General features: G+C 42.9%; 23 protein-coding genes. 9 read left to right on the forward strand and 14 right to left on the reverse strand.

Features of this window, described 5'->3' with window-relative positions; genetic code table 11:
• Positions 1 to 85: 85 nt before the first annotated feature.
• From JMX07_RS04230 to JMX07_RS04255, 6 genes are all read right to left on the reverse strand, one after another.
• Complete coding sequence (locus tag JMX07_RS04230; RefSeq protein WP_201606470.1) at positions 86 to 1,129, reverse strand: methyltransferase domain-containing protein; 1,044 nt, start codon at positions 1,127 to 1,129, stop codon at positions 86 to 88.
• A gap of 108 nt (positions 1,130 to 1,237) precedes the next feature.
• Positions 1,238 to 1,906, reverse strand: coding sequence for a TIGR04282 family arsenosugar biosynthesis glycosyltransferase (locus JMX07_RS04235; RefSeq protein ID WP_201606474.1), 669 nt, complete (start codon positions 1,904 to 1,906; stop codon positions 1,238 to 1,240).
• Positions 1,907 to 1,990: 84 nt separating this feature from the next.
• Positions 1,991 to 2,695 (reverse strand): TIGR04283 family arsenosugar biosynthesis glycosyltransferase, encoded by a 705-nt coding sequence (locus JMX07_RS04240; protein WP_227684616.1) that lies wholly within the window; start codon positions 2,693 to 2,695, stop codon positions 1,991 to 1,993.
• Between the two features lie 45 nt (positions 2,696 to 2,740).
• Positions 2,741 to 3,562: a DUF547 domain-containing protein gene (locus tag JMX07_RS04245; RefSeq protein ID WP_201606479.1), complete on the reverse strand. Its 822-nt coding sequence runs from the start codon at positions 3,560 to 3,562 to the stop codon at positions 2,741 to 2,743.
• 105 nt (positions 3,563 to 3,667) lie between these two features.
• The gene (gene arsS / locus JMX07_RS04250) at positions 3,668 to 4,657 is read right to left on the reverse strand and encodes an arsenosugar biosynthesis radical SAM (seleno)protein ArsS (RefSeq protein WP_201606486.1); all 990 of its coding nucleotides are present in this window, start codon (positions 4,655 to 4,657) and stop codon (positions 3,668 to 3,670) included.
• A 250-nt stretch (positions 4,658 to 4,907) separates the two neighbouring features.
• Positions 4,908 to 6,098, reverse strand: coding sequence for an FAD-dependent oxidoreductase (locus tag JMX07_RS04255; RefSeq protein WP_201606487.1), 1,191 nt, complete (start codon positions 6,096 to 6,098; stop codon positions 4,908 to 4,910).
• A gap of 377 nt (positions 6,099 to 6,475) precedes the next feature.
• Here JMX07_RS04255 and JMX07_RS04260 point away from each other — a divergent pair, with 377 nt between their 5' ends.
• From JMX07_RS04260 to JMX07_RS04285, 6 genes are all read left to right on the forward strand, one after another.
• Entirely contained in the window at positions 6,476 to 7,432 is a 957-nt protein-coding gene (locus JMX07_RS04260; protein WP_201606489.1) for an alpha/beta fold hydrolase, read from the forward strand.
• Between the two features lie 224 nt (positions 7,433 to 7,656).
• Positions 7,657 to 8,478, forward strand: coding sequence for a 2,3,4,5-tetrahydropyridine-2,6-dicarboxylate N-succinyltransferase (gene dapD, locus JMX07_RS04265; protein ID WP_057760881.1), 822 nt, complete (start codon positions 7,657 to 7,659; stop codon positions 8,476 to 8,478).
• A gap of 225 nt (positions 8,479 to 8,703) precedes the next feature.
• Positions 8,704 to 9,435: a 7-carboxy-7-deazaguanine synthase QueE gene (queE, locus tag JMX07_RS04270; RefSeq protein ID WP_201606491.1), complete on the forward strand. Its 732-nt coding sequence runs from the start codon at positions 8,704 to 8,706 to the stop codon at positions 9,433 to 9,435.
• 75 nt (positions 9,436 to 9,510) lie between these two features.
• Entirely contained in the window at positions 9,511 to 10,662 is a 1,152-nt protein-coding gene (locus tag JMX07_RS04275) for a multidrug resistance efflux transporter family protein (protein WP_201606493.1), read from the forward strand.
• Positions 10,663 to 10,762: 100 nt separating this feature from the next.
• Positions 10,763 to 11,398 (forward strand): trimeric intracellular cation channel family protein, encoded by a 636-nt coding sequence (locus JMX07_RS04280; RefSeq protein ID WP_057760886.1) that lies wholly within the window; start codon positions 10,763 to 10,765, stop codon positions 11,396 to 11,398.
• Between the two features lie 71 nt (positions 11,399 to 11,469).
• Complete coding sequence (locus JMX07_RS04285) at positions 11,470 to 12,135, forward strand: trimeric intracellular cation channel family protein (protein WP_201606495.1); 666 nt, start codon at positions 11,470 to 11,472, stop codon at positions 12,133 to 12,135.
• A 252-nt stretch (positions 12,136 to 12,387) separates the two neighbouring features.
• Here the strand turns inward: JMX07_RS04285 and recJ are convergent, their stop codons facing one another.
• Entirely contained in the window at positions 12,388 to 14,226 is a 1,839-nt protein-coding gene (gene recJ / locus JMX07_RS04290; RefSeq protein ID WP_201606497.1) for a single-stranded-DNA-specific exonuclease RecJ, read from the reverse strand.
• Positions 14,227 to 14,543: 317 nt separating this feature from the next.
• Here recJ and JMX07_RS04295 point away from each other — a divergent pair, with 317 nt between their 5' ends.
• Together JMX07_RS04295 and JMX07_RS04300 are read left to right on the forward strand one after the other, a co-directional pair.
• Positions 14,544 to 15,059: a hypothetical protein gene (locus JMX07_RS04295; protein ID WP_101206415.1), complete on the forward strand. Its 516-nt coding sequence runs from the start codon at positions 14,544 to 14,546 to the stop codon at positions 15,057 to 15,059.
• Positions 15,060 to 15,243: 184 nt separating this feature from the next.
• Complete coding sequence (locus tag JMX07_RS04300) at positions 15,244 to 15,633, forward strand: hypothetical protein (protein WP_201567403.1); 390 nt, start codon at positions 15,244 to 15,246, stop codon at positions 15,631 to 15,633.
• Between the two features lie 98 nt (positions 15,634 to 15,731).
• Here JMX07_RS04300 and JMX07_RS04305 read toward each other — a convergent pair whose 3' ends face one another.
• From JMX07_RS04305 to uvrB, 3 genes are all read right to left on the reverse strand, one after another.
• Complete coding sequence (locus JMX07_RS04305) at positions 15,732 to 16,109, reverse strand: hypothetical protein (RefSeq protein ID WP_101206413.1); 378 nt, start codon at positions 16,107 to 16,109, stop codon at positions 15,732 to 15,734.
• 300 nt (positions 16,110 to 16,409) lie between these two features.
• Positions 16,410 to 17,462 carry a pyridoxal phosphate-dependent aminotransferase gene (locus tag JMX07_RS04310; RefSeq protein WP_227684617.1) on the reverse strand — a complete coding sequence of 351 codons (1,053 nt, stop codon included), beginning with the start codon at positions 17,460 to 17,462 and terminating at the stop codon, positions 16,410 to 16,412.
• A gap of 311 nt (positions 17,463 to 17,773) precedes the next feature.
• Positions 17,774 to 19,885, reverse strand: coding sequence for an excinuclease ABC subunit UvrB (gene uvrB, locus JMX07_RS04315; protein ID WP_201606500.1), 2,112 nt, complete (start codon positions 19,883 to 19,885; stop codon positions 17,774 to 17,776).
• 482 nt (positions 19,886 to 20,367) lie between these two features.
• Here uvrB and dps point away from each other — a divergent pair, with 482 nt between their 5' ends.
• A complete protein-coding gene (dps, locus tag JMX07_RS04320; RefSeq protein ID WP_101206410.1) occupies positions 20,368 to 20,850 on the forward strand; it encodes a DNA starvation/stationary phase protection protein Dps in 483 nt (160 codons plus the stop codon).
• 167 nt (positions 20,851 to 21,017) lie between these two features.
• Here dps and JMX07_RS04325 read toward each other — a convergent pair whose 3' ends face one another.
• From JMX07_RS04325 to JMX07_RS04340, 4 genes are all read right to left on the reverse strand, one after another.
• The gene (locus JMX07_RS04325; protein WP_201606501.1) at positions 21,018 to 22,106 is read right to left on the reverse strand and encodes a cation diffusion facilitator family transporter; all 1,089 of its coding nucleotides are present in this window, start codon (positions 22,104 to 22,106) and stop codon (positions 21,018 to 21,020) included.
• 206 nt (positions 22,107 to 22,312) lie between these two features.
• Positions 22,313 to 22,873, reverse strand: a complete 561-nt coding sequence (locus JMX07_RS04330) for an acyl-CoA thioesterase (protein WP_057760906.1) — start codon at positions 22,871 to 22,873, stop codon at positions 22,313 to 22,315.
• 151 nt (positions 22,874 to 23,024) lie between these two features.
• Positions 23,025 to 23,435: a DUF2177 family protein gene (locus tag JMX07_RS04335; protein ID WP_057760908.1), complete on the reverse strand. Its 411-nt coding sequence runs from the start codon at positions 23,433 to 23,435 to the stop codon at positions 23,025 to 23,027.
• Between the two features lie 39 nt (positions 23,436 to 23,474).
• A complete protein-coding gene (locus tag JMX07_RS04340; RefSeq protein ID WP_265088340.1) occupies positions 23,475 to 24,380 on the reverse strand; it encodes a LysR family transcriptional regulator in 906 nt (301 codons plus the stop codon).
• Positions 24,381 to 24,462 lie beyond the last annotated feature (82 nt).

Below are 24,462 nucleotides of genomic sequence, written 5' to 3' on the forward strand. Positions count from 1 at the left end.
CAAAAAAGGCCATTATCTAAAATAATGGCCTTTTTTATAATTAAGCATGTATATTTAAATTTATGCTAAATACACCACTTTAATGTTAGCAACAACCACCTGCACCAGATGCCAGCATCATAGGTTGATTAAATGGCATTAATTCACCGCAACCTGCAAAAATACCGTAGTGGCGACTGTCATCACCGATAAACTCAAAATGCGGCGCAAAGCGCGATTCTTGCAGCATTCGAAACGTATTGCCACATACTGGGAATACCCGACCAGCTTCGATAGCATGATGTTTATCTAAATCAAACCGATGCGGGGACTGCTCGATAGAGCCTTTATATATCACCGCTTGTCCGTGATCTTCGCAAGCATCCTCAAGCGAGTCGATTTTAAATAGGCGGTAAGTTGCAGAGAAAAACTGAATATCACCGATTTTAGCTGCCAAAGCAGGATCTGTAATCTCAAGTGGGCGATCTTCAACCAAACGTATGTCTAAGAATCCTGCATCTCGTGCCAAACGGTTAAAATCCTTCCAATACAATGCACCGCTCAAACACTCTCCATATAAAACGGGATCATCGATTAAGTGTTGCGGGATACGGCGATCGGCATAGACGTCAGAAAAATAAAACTCCCCACCAGGTTTCAGCAAACGCTGCACACTGGCCATGACCGCGGCTTTATCTGGTGATAGATTGATAACACAATTTGAGACGATAATATCAAAGCTATTAGCCTCAAGGTCTAGTTCATCTAGTTTCTCGATATAGCCATGTAAAAAAGTCACATTGTCATAACCAAACTTATCGACATGATAGGCTTGATGCTGCTTGGCGACCGCTAGCTGCTCATCGGTCATATCCACACCGACTACGTGCCCACTCTCGCCCACCAATTGCGCTAATGCATAGACATCTCGGCCTGAGCCACTGCCCAAGTCTAAAATTCGACAGCCTTCAAGCAGTGCTGGACATACCAGACCGCAGCCATAATAGCGATTCAATACTTCATCATGAATATTTGCGAGTAATGGCTTGAGCCACTCAGGCATATTGCTGATATCACAACAAGCCGAGGTCTTTAAATCATTGGTACTCTGTAACTCTTTTCCATAGTAATTTTGCACGACGTCATGCATAACAATATCCTTATTGAATGTGCCATCCAGTTAAAATTCTTAGTGAATCATCTTAGAATATGCAACTACATTAGTGAGTTTATCAACCTAGTTGTCACTTATCGGTTATCAGTAGTTATCCACTTTGATATTAATATTGATGTAAGAATCTAGCCAGCCTGACGGCAAATGTACTAGATCTTTAGGCTCATCAATATCGTGCAAAGGATCAAATAGTGCAAGTGTCCAAACTAATGCCGCTATGCGCTGCTTGGTGACAGCAGCAACACTAGTCGTACTCCAAACAATGTCCGAAAACATGCTGTCATTAACTTGTCTAAACCCTAGCAGCACATAACCACCATCAGTCGCTGGAATCATGACCGCATCGTTTTGATTTAGCTGCTGTACCGCTGTCTGAATACATGCTGTCGTAAGACTAGGACAGTCCGTACCAATTAATACAACCTTGTCAAAACGTCCCAATGCCCGCTGACTGGCTATCAACATACGCAAACCCAAATCACCGTCGGCCTGCGTAGACCAACGCAGTGAGTTGGGCAAATCAAGCGCCTGCCAACATGGATCTGTTGGTGCTGGACTCACACATAGCTCAACGGAAAAGCCCGTATCAATAGCCTGCTCAATACTATGCAGTAATAGCTGCCTTGCCATACGTGCAGCGCCATCTATACCCAGTGCTGGCTGTAAGCGGGTTTTCGCCTTATTAGGCGCTGGATATTTTGCAAACAGAAGGATGCAGGTATCTTGCTGTTTTGCAGATGAATCAGCTGTCACTATAACGGTCTCTCAATTGGTCAAATGTACAAGGACAAACTCTTTCTTCTTTTGTCTATCATGTTGATAAACCAAATAACTTCACTAATTATAGTAGCGTTGCTTTAAGACGCTAGGCGATACGCCTCGCCAATAATCAAAGCGCAACTGCCACATCAAAAAAATCGTCCGCCATGTACCATGCTGCTGCCAACGCCGCGCTGAGGTCGTGACTTTAGTTTTTAGACAAGCTGGTCGAGCAATTTTCTTTAGCCGTTTACACAGTTCGATATCTTCCATCAGTGGCTGATCAGGATAGCCATGCATTCGCCCAAACAAAGACTTTTTGATAAAAACTGCTTGATCGCCAGTGGCTATACCCATTAAGCGCGAGCGTTGATTTATCATGAACCCGACGATTTTTAACAATGGCTCACGGCTATCTAAACAGACATCAAAACGTCCCCAATCGTACTGAGCTATTGCCTGCTGAACGTTATCTATCGCGTCAGCTGGTAGCTCGGTATCAGCATGTAAAAATAGCAGCACGTCACCTGTTGCCAATATAGCGCCCGCATTCATTTGCTGTGCGCGCCCTACGGTAGATTCGATAATATGCCAATCAATGATTGATTGAGCAATCTCTGTACTTTTGAGCAAATTGTTGGCGATAGCAACCGAGCCATCTACTGAACCACCATCGACCAATATCACTTGCTGGGGTGCTAGATCGAGACTGGCAATATGAGCCATAAGCTTAGGCAAGTTATCCGCTTCATTTAATAAAGGAACAATAATTGATAGGTTCAATGGATATACCGTCACGTTAATCAGCGATTAAGATTAAAAACTGGCTTATTTTTTATTCAAATTCCAGTTGTAATCGGTATAGCTGATTTTTATCTTGCCTTGTTTGAGATCCGCTGTCTGAGCTTTACTCAATCCTAATGACGAGCTATAACAACCTAGAAAACCTGCTAAATCTTTTGTGCCGCGCCAGTTGGTTGCAAAATCCTCTTTATACCATTTAAAAATTGGTGACACTCTTAGCGTATCGCCTTTGAGACTATTGCGGCTACTGTCTGCTAAAAACTTAGACGTTGCCTGCTCTAATTGACTGTCTAAACGCTTGCCGGTAAAGGCATCATCTTGCAATGCAGGGCAACCAATACTGGCACAATTGACTGCAAAGTGAATGCGCGGATCGTTGTAACGTTTAGAACCACGAATCAGGTTGTGCTCAATATCATCAAGTGAGCGCGTCTTACCAAGTAGCGAAACAAACTCTTGCTTCCATGGTGACCCAAACAGTCCGCCGATATCTTTGATGGATTCGACGTTTGGATATTTCGTCAATACCAAATCAACCGTACCAGCGTTATAAACGTTGATTAAAAATGCCAACTGCTCGTTTTTACTCCAACGATTGAACTCTGATTGAGACACTTTGCTCGTCGCTTCCAGATAGCTTGTCAGCTTACTTTGATCTGCTTTCATACCAGCATAATTGACCACTGAAGCTTTGCCACCGTTGGTCATAGTCACATGCTTATTTAATAAGCTATCCCAGCTCTGATGGTTGAAGTCAGCATGAGCAGCCACGCTTGCTAATAAAATAGTCGTAGCAATAACTGGTTGGGCGAAAAACGTCTTCGCAGAAAAGTTAAATACTGACATAGGACTTACTCCGTTTACACTGATTGTTTTTTACCTAAATTTTTATGTATGCTAAAAGCACCTATGTTTAAAGTGCTTATATTAAAAGCACTGACATTAGAACGGCTAAGGCGTGGCTACTAGCGCTGGCTCTACTGCCTCTTCTAACGCGCCGCCACAGCTACTACCCTGTCCTGCTGTACAGCCATAGCAGTGGTCAGCAATGGCAATGTCATCACCAGACGGGTTTTGCGTTAACAAATCACTTAGGTGTCGCCGTGACTTATTTGGTACAGGTATCTCTAACTGCTGATTGAAATCACAATCAAACAGTTCACCCAACCAGTTGACACTAATGGTCGAACGGCACATGATTTCGGCTAAATTGGCAGCCATATAATTAGTTTTGAGCAAATCCATATACGGGTGGAACTGGTCTTTTGCCAGTAGCACCGCCCCAAAACGCTGAATCGGCATATTTGTTAGGGCAAATAGATGGTTAAACTCAATATCAAAGTGCGCTTTTAACTCACGCTTATAATCTGCTTCAAGCTGTTGTTGATTGGGCGGTAGCGTCGCACCTTGCGGATTGAAAACCAAGTTTAATGTTAAATCTGAATTAAGCTTGCCATACCCCAGCTGATTGAGCTTCTGCAATCCCAATATACTGTCGTCAAACGCACCTTTGCCGCGCTGTTTATCGACATTTTCTAAGGAATAACAAGGCAAAGATGCCACCACTTCCACTTGGTTGTCTGCTAAAAACTGCGCCATATCCTCATAACCCTCTTCCATAAGGATAGTCAGATTACAACGGTCTATCACTTTGACACCTAGAGCCCGAGCGGCCGTGACCAAATACTTAAAATCCTCATGCATTTCAGGCGCACCGCCCGTCAAATCAAGCGTATCGATGTTTTGTGCTTGTAATACCTCTGGTATCAGCTCAACCAACTCACGTGACATCATCTCGGTACGATAAGGACTGGCAGCCACATGACAGTGCACGCAGGACATATTACATAAATAGCCCATATTGACTTGCAATATCGTCAATTGACGTCGTTTTATCGCTGGAAAATCCGTATGCTCAAGTAGCTCGATAGTTGATTTCATGGTGGTCTAAAATCCTGTTAGCAGTACAACTAAAAAAGGATAGCAACGTGACATTGAAGATTAGAAAACATAGATAGCGCATTGCTTTTACTGTTTATTTTTAAGTTTGACAACGTAAAACTTGATTGCTCACTTTACGGTTTATCTAATCAATCATACCTGATTATCAATAAGCATTGACAACTAATCATATGGATTTTATGGTTTATTCTAAATGAGCATTAACCTTCGTTAGTTCTTATCAGCTTCGTCAATTCTTATTAACTTCGATAAAACGCTTATCGATATACTTCTTGAGATGCCATACCCAGCGGCCTTGTAGGTTTACATTACCCCAACTACCAATGGCGTATTTGTCACCGCAAGACAGCAGATATAGCGTGCGCGACTTTGGCTGATAACTCTTCATTACGTTGTCACCCAGATAGGCCAATAAGTTATCAGCTTCGACAGCACCACCATGCACTGAATGAACCCCCGAGTGCGCCACGTATTTATCGATTCGTGTCGCCACATCACCAACCGCAAACACGTTAGGATGAGAGATGCTCTGTTGCTTATCGTTCACCGCGATAAACCCATCACCTTCTATCTCCAAATCTGTAGAACCCGTCCATGCCGACCCTATGACGCCAGTCGCAGCGATGACAGCATTTATGGGCAATGATTTATGCGTAGTCAATAATTTACCATCACGATAATCGGTCGCTCGTTCTCGAATTATCGTAATGCCATGGCGATGTAACTGCTGAACAACTCGGTGACGAAAGCCTGAGTTAAACCCTGACAATAGATTCTCACCGCATACTAATGTCACCTGATGATTACGATTGATGTTCCGTAGCGCGACTTGGGCTGCCATCACCAATTCTATGGCCGCAGCACCTGCTCCGATAATAGCCAATTGATACTTTTCAGACTGCTGAGCGGCCTTTAGAATCCGCTGCCATTGAGTGATAAATGTTGATAATGGTCGTATGGCAATCACGTTAGTATTAGCAGCGCCAGTATTGTTATCGTCATTATCGCTTCTGTACTCGTTGTAGCTATTGTGGTCAGGTTGCCAACGCATGTCTGTATCTGCGCCCGTATTTAGAGACAAGACATCATAGTCAAAATCCGTTTGTTCATCGCCAGTCGTAACCACCTTGTTTGACGCTGCGTTTACTTTTACAAGCGACTGCTGAATGAATCTCACACCTGCTCGCACACAAAGCGATTTGATATCGATACTGATATCATGCAGCTGATAATGCCCTGCCATCCAACCTGGTAACATGCCAGAATAGATGGTTTGCGGTTGCTCACTAATTAAATGAATGTCTGCCTCTATCGTATCGGCGTCCTTTAAACGCGCGGCGCTAAGTCGACGCAACATACCAATATGAGCATGACCTGCGCCTGCCAATAGTAGTGTCTTTTTCGATGAAAATTTCGTCATAGATGATTTTATCAAGGCGGTTAGTTGCTGTTAATATTTGATGGAATGTTGATTGATATAAATGACTTTAAAAACTCATTTAAAAGTATCATATAAATAAGACCAGTCTGTTGCGGGCGAACAGTAAGAGCGTAAATGGCTTATGTGACTCATGTGGCTTATACGGATTCAATCATAGTTACTGCTTTAACCGTTATTAGTAGAATGAGATTTTGTATAACTGAATTAAAATCATAAAATAAGATGAAATTATTTATCATCGCCCAGTACAATAGGACATTATAAGAGCCGCATGATAAATTGCGCTGCTTGACCCATTATTTGAGAAACATCGTCAAAACCGTTAATGAAAATTATAAGTAATCAAGGAACATTACATGAGCACCAATATCGATAACAGTAACGATCACATTTTGTCTTCTGACAATATTCACTACTTGCATCATGACTTTTTTGAGCCAAGTAGCAAAGACGTCGAGATTAGCGCAACTTTATTGATTGTGCATGGCATGGCAGAGCACAGCGGTCGCTATAGCGATTTTGCACAGTTTTTGGCAGACAATGGTATCGCTGTGGCGACTTATGACCATTTGGGTCATGGACAGACGATCAAGACTGAGGCCGATCTTGGGTTTTTCGGTGAAGAGCATCCGGTACAGTCACTTTTAAAAGACGTGATTGTCATGGCCGATAGCTTAAAAGACCGTCATCCAGACGTTCCGCATTTTGTGATGGGTCACTCGATGGGGTCGTTTATCGTGCGCAATGTACTCAAGCATCATGCGCATAATTTCACAGGCGCCATCCTAATGGGTTCCGCAGACGCTAACCCACTGGCCAAGGTTCTATTACCTATTAACAAGCTACTAGCCAGAGTCGCCCCACGACAACCGAATACAGTTTTTGCCAAGGTGATGAACAAAGTCCTTAACAGCCAACTATCTGATCGCAATTCGTCCTCACAGTTTGCGTGGCTCAGTGAAAATACCGCAAACATTGAAGCCTATGAAGCCGATCCTAAGACTGGTTTTGACTTTACCAATAATGGCTTTATGACATTGTTCACGCTTATGGATACTGGACTGAATAAAAATTGGGCTACCACTATTGCCAAAAACTTCCCAATGCTATTTATCAGCGGTGAAGATGATCCGATTGGTGAAATGGGTCGCGGTATACGTAGGGTTGTCACGCGTCTGGACAAACGTCATTTCAGTCATGTCGATATTCAGCTGTATCCTAATATGCGCCATGAAGTGCTGCACGAAAAGGATAAACAGACCGTTTATCAAGATATTTTAGAGTGGATAGAGACCAACACGGCAGACAATTAAATTATGATAAATGAGTTGTTTTGAGGGAGTATCTGAAAACAACTCATTCAATATTGTCACAATAAGACCCTCAACGCGTTTGCTAAAAGCGGTCAAATTAGCGACAATATGGCAAGCAAGTTTTTGGACCAAGCCATACCTTGAATTTTCTTTAGGCTGGGTCATATAAGCCTTTAACCATAACATTAAGATCACCCTCCCTTTCATTCATTTTAGGAACCTTTATGTCATTACAACAAACCATCGAACAAGCATTTGAAAATCGCAACGAATACAGCCCAGCTAATATGCCACAAGACGTGCGTGATGCTATCAATCAAGTACTTGAGCAACTAGACAACGGTAGCCTGCGCGTAGCAGAAAAGAAAGATGGTGAATGGGTTGTCAATCAGTGGGCCAAAAAAGCCGTACTATTGTCTTTCCGTCTAAACGACAACTACGTCCAAGCCGCTGGCGAACACGTACAGTTCTATGACAAAGTTCCAACTAAATTTGCTAACTGGACCGAAGCGCAGTTTAAAGAAGCAGGCGTACGCGTTGTACCACCAGCTGTCGCACGTAGAGGTTCTTTCATCGCAGCAGGCGCAGTATTGATGCCGTCATACGTCAACATCGGTGCCTATGTCGATCAAGGTGCGATGGTTGATACGTGGGCGACCGTTGGTTCATGTGCTCAAATCGGTAAAAACGTGCATTTATCAGGTGGCGTTGGCATCGGCGGTGTATTAGAGCCATTGCAAGCAAACCCTACTATCATCGAAGACAACTGCTTCATCGGTGCACGCTCTGAAATCGTTGAAGGCGTTATCGTTGAAGAAGGCGCTGTCATCTCTATGGGTGTCTATATAGGTCAATCGACGCGCATCTATGATCGCGAAACTGGCGAGATTCATCGTGGCCGTGTACCAGCAGGTTCTGTTGTCGTACCAGGTAGCTTACCGTCAGAAGATGGCACGCACAGCTTGTACGCTGCCATCATCGTGAAAAAAGTTGACGCGCAAACTCGTGCAAAAACATCAGTAAACGAGCTATTACGCCTAGCCTAAATATTTGGCACGTACCATTATTTGGTACATAATATTGTTTTATATGAAGATGCTGGGGGATGACTCCAGCATCTTTTTTGCAGCTTAATATAACGCGTTACGTTATAATCCTCTTTTAGTTTGTCTTTATACAAACACAAAATCATTCGTACCATCCCCTGCCTTTTTATTACGATTGATAAGCGCTTCATCGTCTTATCGACCTTTAACTGTATTTGAAATATTATGAGTGAATCATCATTACGCACCGCCGCTATCCCTGTTACTGACCCCGAAGCAGGATTACGTCTGACTGAGATTTTTTATTCCTTACAAGGTGAGGCAATCACTTCAGGCTTGCCGACGATATTTGTGCGTCTAACGGGCTGTCCGCTGCGCTGCGTCTATTGTGATACCGAATATGCTTTTACTGGCGGCGAACGTCAATCATTAGAAACCATCATAGAAACCATCAAAGGTTATCCGTGCAAGCGTATCTGTCTGACGGGCGGTGAACCATTAGCACAGCCAAATGCCATTGAATTGATGAAACGTTTGCTGAGCGACGGGTATGAGATATCCCTTGAGACCGCAGGCGCACTCACGGTAGAAAACGTGCCAGCACCAGTCAGTAAGGTGATGGATCTCAAAACGCCAAGCTCAGGCGAAGTCGATAAAAATCTATGGTCAAACCTCGACTATCTCACTCAGCACGATCAAATCAAGTTTGTCATTATGAATCGTACAGATTACGACTGGGCAAAAGCTAAATTGACCGAGTATAAGCTAAACGAATTGGTCGGTACGGTATGGTTCTCTCCGATGTTTAATGTCGCAGATGATGTCGATGAACAGCTCAGCCCTGAAGTACCTGTATTGGCGCGCGAGCTAGCAGAATGGATGTTGGCTGATGCCTTGCCAGTTCGCTTTCAGCTACAATTGCATAAGATCATTTGGGCAGATGCCAAAGGCAAGTAACTATCAGCAAGTAATTATCAGCAAGTAACAAACAAAAAGTGTGAACACGTTGAGTGCCATGGATAAGGTAGCGGTATGATCAAACTCATTTTATTGGGCTTGCTAGCAGGTGCGTTTTTTAGCTCGACATTTATCTTAAATGAGCTTATGAGTAGCGCAGGTGGACATTGGTTTTGGTCAGCGAGTCTACGCTATGTCTTTATGCTAGTCATTATTACCGCCATTATTACGATGCAACATGGCTTTGGTCGTATTAAAGCGCTAATGAGAATTTTTCTACAGCATTGGGGCTTCTGGGGCATTACTGGTAGTATCGGGTTTGGACTGTTTTATACTGGTATTTGCTATGCCGCAGATCATGTTGCGGGATGGGTAGTAGCGGCTACCTTTATGTTTACCGTCGTCGCCAGTTTGCTTGTGCTATTGGCATTTGGTCAACGTTTTGATAAAAAATTCATCGTATATGCTGTCATTGTCTTTATCGGTGTGGCGCTCGTCAATATCAGCGAAGGTCTGCATGCTGCCTCTATAACTGACACCGTTCCCATGTCTGACATGCTGCTGTACGGTGCGCTACCTGCTCTTATCGCTGCTTTTAGCTACCCAATTGGTAACCAGCTGGTTTGGCAGGCTTCTCATAATGCTCGCCAGCGCAATACTCATCTACAAGAAGCAGCGGCGTTGAACGCTCAACGAGCTAGCATCAGTATTGATATTAACGAGCAGAGTGAACCGCTCATATCCGAAGCTTATGATTTGCCAGCTACGACATATGATGCTACCGACCTCGATAGCGTACTTCAAAGTAACAACACTGCGGCAACCTCATCCCTACAAAATCTAATTGCTCGTATTCCTTCTATCGAAACCACGCTACTGCAAAATGCTTTTAACAAGGTGTGGCTAATGACTCTCGGGTGTTTGCCATTTTGGCTGTTTTTGGGCATTATAGTGCGCCCTGACCAGCCCCACCCCTCACAAATAATCAATACGTTGCTCGTTGCCCTATTAGCAGGCGTGGCAGCGACCACTATATTTTTGTATGCGCGCGAGCAAGCTGTTACTTCAAGCGAGGTTGCAGGCGTCGACTCAACCCAAGCCAGTGAAGTTATCTTTGCTTTAATTGGGGGTATATTATTGTTAGATAACGCCATACCTTCGGCGATGGGACTGGTCGGTATAGGGCTGATTATTGTAGGACTGATATTATTTGCAAAAGATGGCTAAATGGCACTGTAACACTACACCTCTTTCGTCAAATTTATGCATTGAATAACCGCCTAAAAAACACCTATCACTTTGATGATCACGATTTGGCAATATAACCATGGGTAATGCTTTGATTTTTCCTGATATTCTATTATATTTATTGGACATGGTTGGCATTGTTGCCTGCGCGATTGCAGGGACTTTACTTGCGCAACATAAAGGCTTCGATATCGCTGGTTGTATCTTGGTGGCGATGGTCAATGCCATCGGCGGTGGGACATTACGCGATATGGCTCTCGACCGTCATCCTCTATTTTGGATGACTGATCTTAATTACGTGATCGTTATCACGGTGACCTCCCTTATCTTACAAATCTTCTTTCACCTTTATCATAAGATTGATAATGCGTTAAAGCTCTTTGATGCTATTGGGCTAGCAGCTTTTAGTGTCATTGGTTTTAAGGTAGCCTTAACCTTAGACATGTCTCCCCTCATTGCTATTATGATGGGTGTCTGGACTGCCATTATCGGTGGTTTACTACGTGATATCATTTGTAATGAGATTCCGCTGGTACTACAGCGTGAAATTTATATTACTGCCAGTATCGCAGGGTCTGTGACGTATTTATGCTTACAGTATTTTGGAGTCGGTGCCAGTCTCAATGAATTTATTATGCTGTTTGTCATCTTTGCAGTTCGTATGCTCGCGCTCAGATTCGACTGGCATCTGCCTTCTATTCGACTCGTAAACTGATTAATTGAGCAAGACTCTGCGTAGATAGCCTTTGTTTGACTGACAATAATTGAAAATAGTGAGAACTGCCCATGTTGGCTATCGTATTGGACCCTACCGTACTGATCACTACTTTTGACCCACGCTCTTTGATATATTTCTTCGATATGATTGGCATCATCGCCTGTAGCGTTTCAGGCACGATACTTGCCAAGCACAAAAACTTCGACGTCTTCGGCTGTCTGCTCGTGTCTATTGTCACTGCTATCGGCGGCGGCACGGTACGTGATGTCATTCTGGATCGCCATCCGTTATTTTGGATGGTAGATATGAGCTATCTGACCCTCATTACGATTTCATCACTAGCGATGCAGATATTTTTTCATCCAAACTCCAGACGAGTGGATAAGTTCCTCAAACTATCTGACACCATTGGTCTATCAGCATTTACGCTGATCGGTATCAAAGTCGCTGATAGTATAGGTGCCAATGTACCTGTAGCGCTATTGTTAGGTGTGATTACCATCGTAGTTGGTGGCATCATTCGCGATATGATTTGCAATGAGATTCCATTGGTACTACAGCAAGAGATTTATATTACGGCAGCGTTGACGGGTGGGGTGCTGTACTTCGCTCTAAAGAACTTAGGCGTGACAGATTGGGTAGCTGACATCTCTACGATGAGTACGATTTTTACTTTGCGTATGCTGGCTATTCGTTACGATTGGCAGTTCCCCACATTAGAGTGGAAATACTGATACTAGGGCGTGTCTTCATTTCAAAGACAGTGATAGAAATGAGATAAATTGCCATCAAACAAGAAAAATAGCGCAGATAATATCGGGATATCAACCAGCTATTTGACGATGTTTGGCAAGATTTAGCCATTTTTAGCCCATTTAGATGACTATCGGGTGAATTGAAAACACGCCCTAAACTAATTGAGCGTCAATAATGCCAACGCGTCCATATTTGAGCGCGTTTAGTATTATCGGTTTGACATTGTCGCTTTAGCCGTGCTCTACCACAGCCAAATCCTTGACCATCAGCTGTAAGCTTTGTTTGCCATTCCATTCATTGATGTCTAGCTGAAATAACAAATGGACTTGCTTAGCACGGTAATCCCACGCCTCATTATCGAAGTTAAAGCAAATGGCCTCTATCGGATATTGAACGTCTGGATAGCGCAGCGATAACTTAAGATGTTTGTCTTTTAAAATCTTAAAGCTCAATACCTCAAACACACCATCAAATATCGGCGGTGCAAACCCATGACCCCAGATACTGGCATCGGCTAAATGCTCGGCAAACCATAAGCTAAAATCGCTTGCTTGCAAAGGTCCATCGGTGAATTTTTGCTCTGCAAATACCTCATCATCCATCTGAGCCATCACTTCATTAAAAGCTGTGACAAATGCCTCAAAGTTGCGTCGCTTGAGGGTCAGACCTGCCGCCATCGCATGCCCACCGAAGTGACTGATTAAGTCTGGATAACGCTCAGCAACTTGTTCAATCGCATCACGAATATGTACGCCAGCGATAGAACGTGCAGAGCCTTTGATGGCACTATCTTCATCCGTTTGTTCAGTGTCTGCGGGTGCAAAAACGATACTGGGTAAATAATGGCTTTCTTTTAGGCGACCAGCGACAATGCCAATGACTCCTTGATGCCAGTCATCTTGGTATAAAATAATACTACGTGCACCTGCATTGCTAGCCTTAGCAGTAGAGAAAGCTTGAGTAATTGTGTCATCGTTACTGCCATTATCATCACTATCACTACTCACACTCTCATCACTATTATCTTCATTAGCCAATGCTTGTACGATACTATCAGCTTGCGCACGCATCTCGCCCTCTACATGACGACGCGTACGGTTCAGCTGTTCAAGCTCTTGTGCCAAACGTTGTGCGGTGCTCCAGTCTTCAGTTAATAAGCACTCGATACCGATGCGCATATTGTCCATGCGCCCAGCTGCATTGATACGTGGGCCTAATACAAAACCGAAATCCTGCGCATGAAGCTGCTTGGGATCACGGCCCGCTTGCTCAAGCAATGCCAGTATTCCCATACAGCAGCGGCCTTGACGAATAGCTGATAATCCATGATGTACCAAAATGCGGTTGTTTTTATCCAGTACCCCAACGTCTGCAATCGTCCCAAGTGCGACCAAATCCAAATATTGACTCACCTGTACCGTAGACTTGCCAGCTTCGCGGCGTAGCTTTGCTAAGCGTCCGAGCACATAAAATGCTACGCCTACTCCAACCAATGCCTTACTAGCAAAGTCACAACCTAGCTGATTTGGATTGACCACTGCTTCCGCAGGTGGCGTCTCTTTGGTCGTGAGATGATGGTCAGTGATAATCACTGTGATGCCATCAGCTTGGGCACGCGCTACGCCCTCATGACTTGAGATACCATTATCAACCGTCACTATCACGTCTGGCTGAAAAGTCTCAATACCTAACTCGACAATCTCTGGCGTCAGACCATAACCGTACTTAAAACGATCTGGTACTAGGAAATCAACGACCGCACCCATCTTTGTGAGCGCGCGCATCATTAAGGCTGTACTGGTGGCACCATCACAGTCAAAGTCACCAACGATCAAGATACGCTGATGCTCATCAATGGCCATATCTAATAAGCGCACGGCTTCTGTGACACCGTGTAGGGCCTCAGCAGGCAATAGACCTGATAGGCTAGTCTCCAGCTCATCAGGCGCAGTGATACCTCGCCCTGCATACAGACGGGCAAGCGTGAATGATTGAGCGGCAAATGGTTGCAGCGCGGCGGGCAACTCGTCGATGCGAGTGCTGGTATAACGGGAGGTTAAATTTAGCATGAGGGTATTCTACTGGCTTTAGTAGAGGCTCACAATGACAATTTATACTACCTCTGTATATCATTAGGCATTGTACAACCTGATGAATAATGCCTGTAAATTAGCAATAATTGATACTGCCATTTTTATAGCTCATGTAAACTGCCTTCGTTTAATCACTTACAAAAAAGGTGCATAGTATGAGTAATTTCATTCATTTTGCTACAAAGCAATGATTGTAAGCCACGCATAAATCCATAAAATAGTAAGCAACTAAAGAATTTGTTGTTTATTGAACTTTTTATCATTTATATTTTAATTATTTATAAGGACACTTTATGAAAACCACGCCACTTGCTGAAAAACTTCCAAATACGATCGACCCTAACCTAGACCTTGAGAAGGTTAAAAAAGAATGTCAGGGAATGGTAAAAAGACGCGCTAGAGTTTCTGCTGGTGTAGCGGTTGTGCCAGTACCATTTTTTGATGTGGCAGTTGACGCGGGGATGTTGACGCAGTTGATTCCAGAGATTAGTGAGCGTTTTGGTCTCATTGAAGACCGTCAATCAGCCATTAACTTGGAATCTCGCGAAGTGCATTGGAGCGCAGTAAAAGATCGTACTGTAGATTTCGCTGGACTCATGGCAACACGCGGTATCGTTAAGAAAACCATTCAAGGTTTCGGTGGTCGTATCGCTGCCAAACAAGTGACTAAGTTTATCCCACTTGGCGGTCAATTGGTTGCTGCGACTATGGGCTATACGATTTTTAAGAAAATTGCTAATGACCATATCAACGAATGCTATAAATTGGCAAAAGATATTCAGCAAAAAGAACACGGCAAAAACGTATAAATAAGCCGAATAGCTTAGTCTATATCAAGCCAGTTAAGTGATTACTTAGCTGGCTTTTTTGTGGTTAATACATATAGGTTATAGAGTTCTAAAATAAAATGCCCCTGTGGTTAATGATGTCATTGCTAGGTTTTACTGATAATATACAGCTTTATTTATGACAGACACCTTAAAGGACTAACTTATGAAAAAAATCTTGGCTTCAACGATGATGCTAGCGACTTTTGCCTTGGCGGGATGTACCACAACAGGTGCTACAAACAACGGCACAGGTACAGCAATCGGTACCGCAAACGAGATCGGCATGAATGTTTTTAGAGCTGCGATTGACAACCAATGCCGTAGCCAAATTGAAAAACAAAACGCATGGCGTGTTGCAAGCGTCGCCATGACAGAAGCACAGCAAGAATCTGTTAAAACCAATGTTTGTGGCTGTGTCAGTGAGCAAGCACCGCAGCAAGTGACGATTGTTGAGCTGGGCAATGCCGCGATTGACTCTCAGTACCGTACTCAGTTAGTCGCACAAGTCGTCGCCAAATCTCTACAGAGCTGCTATACAAGCTTTGTTCAATAGAACAATTAAGTTATTTATTAGAATAAAAAATAATAAAGAGGGTGCGTTATACATAATGCACCCTTTTTATTGCTAATAGATTAGTTCAATTAATTAGCCTAAAATTTATTTGTGTCAGATGCTTGAGAAGTTATAGAGGCCGTAAAAGGTAATGATTGGCTACGACGGAAATACTTCGAAGTACTATCAATAATTTTATCTACTTCCTTAATTAAATCATTAATCACATCATCATAAATACCATGGTATAGCTCTTTTTCAAATGCTGTAAATGGGTGCTTGCGCGACGCTGAACCCACCTCAGTGACACCGTCTTTACTATAAAAAATATCTACGCGACCATCACTATTCAACACACAATTTAATAGTCCACCTTCAATTTCCATCTCTACGCGTTCTGGCATAAAAATATAGTCATCTACATTGATAAGCTTTTTTTCTACTTCTCGTTTAAAAAATGATTTGATATCGAACATAGGTACATCCCTAACTTTATAATTATAAGGTACGTGAGCATGCCGAGCACTGTGACTGTTACCCAGTATTCATCTGTGTGATTAACGGGTCATGCTTTACTCAGTTATCCTATAAGATAGCGTTAGATTAGTTAAGGTGCGATATGTAAAACTGCGTTTGATGTTGGTAAAAATGTGCGATTGATTTTGAATGGGATATAGATCCAACGAAACAGAACCAGAAAAATAGATTCAGCAAAAAAGGAAGCTGCCAATAAGCAATTTCCTTTTTATATTATTGAACTACATTAACTAATTTAGCTAGACCCAACCCTTTTCACGAAATGATTTGAGTACCCCTACAAATACCGCCATCTCATCAGGTCTGCCAAGTGTTAAGCGATTAAAGCCAGTGATTGGCGCAAATTCACGCCCGACCGCAATACCATGCTCACGCATTCTATCGATATAGGCTTGCACATCGCCTTGTATCTCATGAAATATAAAGCTTGCCTGTGATGGCAAATAGCGTAAACCAAGCTCATCTAATGTTTGCTCAACCAGTTGACGTGATTGATTGGCTGTACGTAAGCTCAATGCTAGAAAATCTTCATCATCTAGAGTTGCTAATGCAGCTACAGCGCCTGATAAGTTAGTATTATCAATCGAGATGAATGCTTCTAATCTAGCAATCATTTGCGGGCTAGCAACTGCATAGCCGACACGCATGCCAGCGAGTGCACATAGTTTTGAAAAGGTACGCACCACAACGATATTTTCAGAGTACTCCTCTCGTATCCATGTAACACCACTCTCAAAACTTGGATCAGTCACATATTCCGAATAAGCTTCATCTAATAAAAAGTAATGGTTACTTGTTGCATTTCCTACCCATTCTTTGAGATTTACTGTGTCAGTAATAGTCGACGTTGGGTTGTTTGGATTGCACAGATAAAACAAGCTAATACCGTCAAAGTCATCAGCCACTTTTTGCATACCTTGCAAGTCAAAGGCGTAATTTTCAGTCGTCAGTGGTACTTTGACCACAGGTACATCGATAGATGTCGCATATAACTCAGCATAGGCAAAGGTTGGATGCGGCACGATAACTTGGAATTTTTTGCCTTCTACTAATGCTTGATTTTGTAGCATTTGGACGACAGTACGAATATTTTCACTAGAGCCACTGCCTAGAGAAATTTGACTCTCTGTCACATCATTTATCTCAGCAACTTTGGTAATCAGCGCCGCACGTTGGTCATCGGGATAGCGAAAGCTGATGTCTAAAGAGTCGATAACGGCTTGTTTGGCAGCATCTGACATGCCGAGTGAATTTTCGTTAGAGTTTAATTCTATTAAGTTGTTGGTAAGCACAGTGAATAATACGCCTAGATTATGTCTATTCCAAAAATTCAGTCTATGTTGACGATGTGACCTATAAGAACAATAAGCCTAGCCCAAATAGAGCATTACACGTGCTCGGCTTGTTAGCATGTGACTTAAATTTTTGAGATATTATATGGATGGTGAGATTTATGCGGATATGGTAAGTGGCAATGCGTTGTATTACAAGTATTCTGTACGTTCCGATATTGAATAAACCATAAAAAAGTGAGGTACTTAAAAAGCACCTCACCTTCGCTATTGTTTAGCCTCTTTTTAGCTTCAATATTCGACCCAAGTTATCAGATTAAATGTGCTTTTAGCTCCAGCACTTTATCACGCGTTTTTGCTGCTTCTTCAAACTTCAAATCACGCGACATTTGCTGCATTTGCTTCTCTAATCGTTTGATTTCTTTGGCAAGCAGATCGGGGCTACGCAAGATATTGATATCGATATCTGGCAAGTTACTCTTAACTGGGATAGCTTGATTGTCATTGGCATCCAAGCTTTCGCCCGTATCAATCTTGTCCGTGATACTACGGCGAGCACCTTTTGGCGTGATGTTATGCTCAAGGTTAAAGGCAATCTGCTTATCACGGCGGCGATCCGTCTCATCTATTGCCTTTTGCATACTTGGCGTAATGCGATCAGCATAGAGAATGGCTTTACCATTCAAGTGACGGGCGGCACGACCAATGGTCTGAATAAGCGAACGCTCTGAACGCAAGAAGCCTTCTTTATCCGCATCAAATATCGCTACCAGTGATACCTCAGGCATATCCAAGCCTTCGCGTAATAAGTTGATACCGACCAGAACATCATGTACGCCAGTACGAAGCTCATGAATAATCTGCATACGCTCGACAGTATCGATGTCCGAATGTAGATAGGCGACTTTTACATCATACTCTTTGAGGTAACTGGTCAAATCTTCTGACATACGCTTGGTCAATGTAGTAATCAGTACACGCTCGTCCTTTTCGCGGCGTTTGGTAATCTCTGATAGCACATCATCGACTTGCGTCAATACAGGACGTATCTCAATCTCAGGATCAATCAGACCCGTCGGACGGACGACCTGCTCTACGACTTGCTCGCTATGCTCAAGCTCATACAATGCTGGCGTGGCACTGACATAAATGGTTTTGGGCTTGATACGCTCCCACTCTTCAAACTTCATCGGGCGGTTATTCATCGCACTGGGTAATCTAAAACCATAATTGACCAAGTTTTCTTTGCGTGATCTATCGCCTTTATACATTGCGCCAATCTGCGAAACCGTCACATGTGATTCATCAAGGAACAACAAGGCATCTTCTGGAATATAATCAAACAATGTCGGCGGCGCTTCCCCTGATGGACGGCCAGAGAGATGCTGCGAGTAGTTTTCGATACCGTTACAGTAACCAAGCTGCTGAATCATCTCCAAGTCATATTGAGTACGCTCTTTGAGACGTTGTGCTTCAATCAACTTATTGTTGTCACGGAAGTACTCTAAACGCGGCTCTAACTCAGCACGAATCGTGTGGCTGGCAGCTTCTAGCTTATTACGCGGCGTCACATAGTGCGACTTTGGATAAATCGTAATACGCGGCACACTACGTACTGTTTTCCCTGTTAAGGGATCAAACCACGTAATCTTTTCGACTTCGTTGTCAAATAAATGCACGCGTACGGCTAGCTGCTCAGACTCAGCAGGATAGATATCTAACAGCTCTCCACGCAACCGATACGTACCACGACCAAAATCTAGCTCATTACGCGTGTACTGCATCTCAACCAAACGCTTGATAGTTGCCGTACGGTCAATGTTATCGCCCACAACGACATGCAGTAGCATTTTTAGATAGCTTTCTGGATCACCCAAACCATAGATACAGGATACCGAAGCGACAATAATCGCATCACGACGCTCTAACAAGGCACGCGTGGCTGACAGGCGCATCTGATCAATATGATCGTTAATGGCGCTGTCTTTTTCGATAAAGGTATCACTCGCTGCGACATACGCTTCTGGCTGATAATAATCATAATAGCTGACAAAATATTCGACCGCATTATTAGGAAAAAACGATTTGAACTCACCATATAGCTGAGCCGCTAACGTTTTGTTGTGCGCCATGATAATGGTCGGACGCTGAGTTTCAGCGATGACCTTCGCCATGGTATAGGTCTTACCAGAGCCAGTCACACCTAGTAGCAACTGCTCGTCCATGTCCGAATTGATACCGTTAACTAGCTTTTTGATGGCTTGCGGCTGGTCGCCTGCTGGCTCAAAGTCAGTCACCATCTCAAAGGCACGACTTGATATTTGCGTCCCTGACGCATTAACACCACTAATTTCAGCTTCGCCTTGGAGCTGAGTGGCCAATTGATTTAACTGACGCGATGAGCGCGGTTCAGGCATTCGCATAATGGTTTTCTTCTTCTTAAGGTTTATAACAATATGGGGTCTGAGCAGCGGTTTTTAAAGGAGAATAAGGAGTCTTATCCTATAGTCGAAACGCTCTCTCGTTGCCCAAAATATGAGTATATAAAGGTAAGATTTATTAAAAGTTAAGGCTTAATAGTAGCGGATAAAACTTACATCGTTATAAAAAACGCACACAGTATTCGATAAATTTACAAAGCTTTTCACGGTTAACAGACTCGTTACACGACCACTCAACAAAGCCTAACACTCAAGGGTTCCAACACTGAGTTAAGCTGCTATTATCGTTCTTGAATTAACAAGTTGATGACTTTTGAGTATTAGTGAGCAGTACTAGTGAATAGATAGCTTTATAGCAATTCCTATGATTAGTTTTGAATTGATTGTCATCGAATAGAAGACCAATAAAAATACATTGAACTTTCATTCAATATAATAATTTTAAATAAATGACGGAGTAAAATATGAGAGAACGTTACGCAAGTGGTATTTCAGACGAAACTGCGAAAAAAATGATTGATTTGCTAAACGCTAACCTAGCAAACGTTATCGATTTAACCTTAGATGGTAAACAGTGCCATTGGAATCTACAAGGTACTGGCTTTATCGGTGTGCATCAATTACTAGATGAGACGTCAGATCGTATCCTTGAAGTATCAGATACTATCGCAGAGCGTATTGTAATCCTAGGTGGCCAACCAAACGGTTTAGCAAGTCGAGTAGTAAAAGAGTCTATCCTAGATGACTACCCAACCGACATCACTGAGGTAGATCAGCATGTACGTGAGCTAACAAGCCGCTACAAGAAAGTAGCCGAGACATTGCGTGAAGCAATTGCCACAGCTGGCGATGCAGGTGATGAAGACACCGCTGACTTATTTACAGAAGCTAGTCGCATTGTCGATAAAGATGCATGGTTCATCGGCGCAAACGCACCAAAGAACTAATAGTATTTAATTCGACTAGTCACTAAGTACTAGAGTTATAAAGTTATAAAAAAAGCCGTCATGATTGACGGCTTTTTTGTATTTAGCGTTTTGTTAATTTAAAAAGAATACTTAAAAGCATTCGATAGGATTTCTCTACCACATACTTAATCTACTAAGCTTTTAAATTAAATATTCTCTAAACTTAGCAGCTCAGCGTTAGGTTCGGACAGTGTCAAGATAGCCTCTTGAAAGACTGGATTACCTCTGAATAGATTTTCAATCTCTTCAAACTTCTGAGCGATATGCTCTTCTTTTTGATTGCCGGCGATATCTACTGCCGCCACCATAAATATCTTTTTTGGTCCAACCCACTCTAGATGCAGGTAGGACACACTGTCGATATCTGGATGATTCAGCAGCTCGCTTAAAACGTATTCGTGCATCCGGTCAGTGACTCTATGCCCGACTAAGAAATCTCGGTTACGACTGATCAAGAATATGGCAACGACACCCAATAGTAGACCAACAATGATAGACCCTAACGCATCCCAATATGGTTCACCCGTATAAGCGTGCATACCCATAGCAGCAGCGGCAATCACCAAGCCGATAACCGCTGCTAAATCTTCAAAGAATACGCCGCGCAACGTTGGGTTAGAAGTATCTACGACATAGCCAAGTGCACTGATATCAAGTGCCTCGCCATGTTTTTTACTCTGTCTGTATGCCTGAACCAATGAGATACCTTCGAGCACAAACGCCACTGCCAATACGATAAAGCCAATCGTATAGTTAGTCTCAGACTCAGTAGCGTTCCATTCCTTAATACCGGTATAGATAGAGACAATCGAGCCTGCCGTAAATACACCGAAAGCCGCAATCATCGACCAAACATAAGACTCTTTGCCATAGCCTAACGGATGGCTTTTATCAGCAGGTTTGATGGATTTTTTTTCTGCGACGATCAGCAAAGTACCATTGCCAGCATCTGCCCATGAGTGAGCTGCTTCTGCAATCATGGAGGCTGAGCCTGTCATAAAGGCGGCAACAGTTTTTGCGATTGCAATAACCAGATTGGCCCCAACCGCAATCAACACGGTAATGAGTGAGCCTGAATGCTCATCGTTGGTTTCAGGGCTTTGGTTAAGGGTATGTTTTAATTCAGGGTCATTTGGAATTTTAGGATTGCCCGCCCCACGTGCACGAGGTGTTTGCGCTTTAGGAGAGGCTGGTAAATGACGCTGGGGATTAGCAATAGATGGCTTTAGACTCATGCTAGACTCACTGAAATAACGTATTTATATAGAATTTTTGCCGTAGATAGATGGCTTGAAATATATATCAGCTTAAAATAAGCGCTCTACAATATCAGTGTCTTTTTAGTGAGTCGTTGTATGAATTATTAATTCAATAAAACTAGATAACTTTATACAATTTTAGATAGCTTTGAATAACTTTAGATAGCTTTGAATAACTTGGGCTACTTTTCCACCTCGGCATTTTCTTCGTTCTCGCCAAACTGCTTGTTAATCTCCTCGAAGTCGCAACTAGGACGATGTGAGCTTTCCATACGCAGCTTCTTTCGTTCTTTTGCTGCATCGGCTCGACATTGCTGCATCTTGTTTTTGATATCGAGTGGCGGTGCGGATGTCGGTTTACCATTGTCATCGATAGCCACCATCGTAAAGTAACAACTATTGGTATGACGGACGGTACGACCGCGCACATCTTCTGCTTCGACGCGGATACCTACTTCCATTGAGGTGTTACCAACATAATTGACACTGGCGGCAAAAGTAACCAACTCGCCCACATATATCGGCTCACGGAACATCACCTGATCGACAGACAGTGTCACCACATAGTTACCACTATAGCGACTGGCACAGGCATAAGCGACCTGATCAAGCATCTTCAGCAAATCTCCACCATGCACGTTGCCAATGAAATTCGCCATATCGGGCGTCATAAGTACTGACATATATAATTCATGGTTTAATGGGGCTTTTTTGGCAGTGGAGCTGGTATTGTATTGCGGCATAATATTCCTTAATGGTTTGACACTTATTTATTATGTCTACCATTTATACAGCAGGTCGCCGTCTAGCACAAACAGACCTCTGTCATTAGACAGTCTAAATTATGTAAATTGGAGCTATTTAAACAGCGTTATATAGGCCAAGATATAAGCATTAGCTTAACCAGTGAAAGCGATACGCAAGCCACGCTACTATGGCGCTAACCGAACCGGTCAAAATACCACCCCATACAAAGTCAACCAACGCTGTATCTAGCGTAAAGCCCTTATACAGTGCCAAATTGGTAAAGTCGTATGTTCCATAAGCCATCAAGCCAATTAACCCGCCGAGTAAGAAGATATGACCAACAGATGCGCCAGCTTTGATTTGCGGATATAGCACCAGAATACAAAGCGCCAATATATAAAACATATAAAAAACGCCAGCGGCCATCATGTTTGGCTCATCAGCCAATAGATGCCCGATACGCGACTCATAAAAGGCGCCTTTCATGGTCGTTAGCCATACAGCATCGACACCCAAAAAGATAACCACAGCAGCGAGATAAATAAAAACGTAACCCATGATATTACCTCTTATAAAATGAATAAAAACGGATAAAATTTATAGTGTCAGTCTTGGTTGAATAAAGTCTAAAAATGCCAGAATACGCGAAGATACGGCACTGTTTTTGTAATATACCGCCTGTATGGCTTCACGGTTGTTTGGTCTGACTATTGCTTCAGGTAATACCTCAATCAATCGTCCAGATTCCAAATCTTTACCAATCATAAAATGTGATAGTAAAGCGATACCCTGATGATTTAGACATAGCTGACGTAGAGTCTCGCCACTACTCCCAGTCATATGAAAATTGAGCTTCACTGGAGTTTTTAGTGGCCAACTATTTAGTTTTGACGCATCGTTAAAGCCAATTAATTTATGGGTGGTTAAATCATCAACATTCAAATTATCAATATGAGTCACTTCATTATGCTGGTGTAAGTATTCAGGACTGGCTACTAGCCGCAGCTTACTTTTACCTAATAGACGTGCATGCAAATTTGAGTCTTTTAAGTCGCCAATTCTGATAGCTAGATCCGTCTTATGCTCAAGCAAATCAATAATATTGTCATGCGAGGTAAGGTCGAGAGTAATGTGTGGATATTGCGCCACAAAATCACCAACCAAAGGCGTCAATTGATGAAAGACAAACGGGCTCGCGGCGTCAATTCGTAGATGCCCACTCGGCGCTTGTTTTAACAGCTTAATCGCTTCTTCACCGGTATATAACGTATTTAAACTCTCACGCGCATATCTTATAAAGACATGCCCTTCCTCCGTCAGCTCCAAACGCCGTGTCGTTCTATTTAACAGCGTACATTGCAGCGTGTCTTCGAGTCTGGACACTGCACGAGATACCTTGGCTACTTGCTGATTCAGTAGGTTGGCAGCGCCAGTAAAACTACCCGTGTCTACTACCGTCAAAAATATCTCTATGTCTTCTGTTTTAGCATGTCCCATCATCATGATTACCTTTACAAAATTGACAAAGGTATTTTGTCATTTGTGCTGTTTTTCGCAAACTATAAATCCGTCAAACTACGCGCAT

This window comes from Psychrobacter immobilis, from assembly GCF_904846235.1.
Taxonomy (GTDB): domain Bacteria; phylum Pseudomonadota; class Gammaproteobacteria; order Pseudomonadales; family Moraxellaceae; genus Psychrobacter; species Psychrobacter immobilis_C.

What these genes read in the sequence shown, in the direction of transcription:
- JMX07_RS04230 (WP_201606470.1), bottom strand. Translation starts at nt 1,129, where the DNA reads ATGCATGACGTCGTGCAAAATTACTATGGAAAAGAGTTACAGAGTACC.
- JMX07_RS04245 (WP_201606479.1), bottom strand. Translation starts at nt 3,562, where the DNA reads ATGTCAGTATTTAACTTTTCTGCGAAGACGTTTTTCGCCCAACCAGTT.
- arsS (WP_201606486.1), bottom strand. Translation starts at nt 4,657, where the DNA reads ATGAAATCAACTATCGAGCTACTTGAGCATACGGATTTTCCAGCGATA.
- JMX07_RS04255 (WP_201606487.1), bottom strand. Translation starts at nt 6,098, where the DNA reads ATGACGAAATTTTCATCGAAAAAGACACTACTATTGGCAGGCGCAGGT.
- JMX07_RS04260 (WP_201606489.1), top strand. Translation starts at nt 6,476, where the DNA reads ATGAGCACCAATATCGATAACAGTAACGATCACATTTTGTCTTCTGAC.
- dapD (WP_057760881.1), top strand. Translation starts at nt 7,657, where the DNA reads ATGTCATTACAACAAACCATCGAACAAGCATTTGAAAATCGCAACGAA.
- queE (WP_201606491.1), top strand. Translation starts at nt 8,704, where the DNA reads ATGAGTGAATCATCATTACGCACCGCCGCTATCCCTGTTACTGACCCC.
- JMX07_RS04275 (WP_201606493.1), top strand. Translation starts at nt 9,511, where the DNA reads ATGATCAAACTCATTTTATTGGGCTTGCTAGCAGGTGCGTTTTTTAGC.
- JMX07_RS04280 (WP_057760886.1), top strand. Translation starts at nt 10,763, where the DNA reads ATGGGTAATGCTTTGATTTTTCCTGATATTCTATTATATTTATTGGAC.
- JMX07_RS04285 (WP_201606495.1), top strand. Translation starts at nt 11,470, where the DNA reads ATGTTGGCTATCGTATTGGACCCTACCGTACTGATCACTACTTTTGAC.
- recJ (WP_201606497.1), bottom strand. Translation starts at nt 14,226, where the DNA reads ATGCTAAATTTAACCTCCCGTTATACCAGCACTCGCATCGACGAGTTG.
- JMX07_RS04295 (WP_101206415.1), top strand. Translation starts at nt 14,544, where the DNA reads ATGAAAACCACGCCACTTGCTGAAAAACTTCCAAATACGATCGACCCT.
- JMX07_RS04300 (WP_201567403.1), top strand. Translation starts at nt 15,244, where the DNA reads ATGAAAAAAATCTTGGCTTCAACGATGATGCTAGCGACTTTTGCCTTG.
- JMX07_RS04305 (WP_101206413.1), bottom strand. Translation starts at nt 16,109, where the DNA reads ATGTTCGATATCAAATCATTTTTTAAACGAGAAGTAGAAAAAAAGCTT.
- uvrB (WP_201606500.1), bottom strand. Translation starts at nt 19,885, where the DNA reads ATGCGAATGCCTGAACCGCGCTCATCGCGTCAGTTAAATCAATTGGCC.
- dps (WP_101206410.1), top strand. Translation starts at nt 20,368, where the DNA reads ATGAGAGAACGTTACGCAAGTGGTATTTCAGACGAAACTGCGAAAAAA.
- JMX07_RS04325 (WP_201606501.1), bottom strand. Translation starts at nt 22,106, where the DNA reads ATGAGTCTAAAGCCATCTATTGCTAATCCCCAGCGTCATTTACCAGCC.
- JMX07_RS04330 (WP_057760906.1), bottom strand. Translation starts at nt 22,873, where the DNA reads ATGCCGCAATACAATACCAGCTCCACTGCCAAAAAAGCCCCATTAAAC.
- JMX07_RS04335 (WP_057760908.1), bottom strand. Translation starts at nt 23,435, where the DNA reads ATGGGTTACGTTTTTATTTATCTCGCTGCTGTGGTTATCTTTTTGGGT.
- JMX07_RS04340 (WP_265088340.1), bottom strand. Translation starts at nt 24,380, where the DNA reads ATGATGATGGGACATGCTAAAACAGAAGACATAGAGATATTTTTGACG.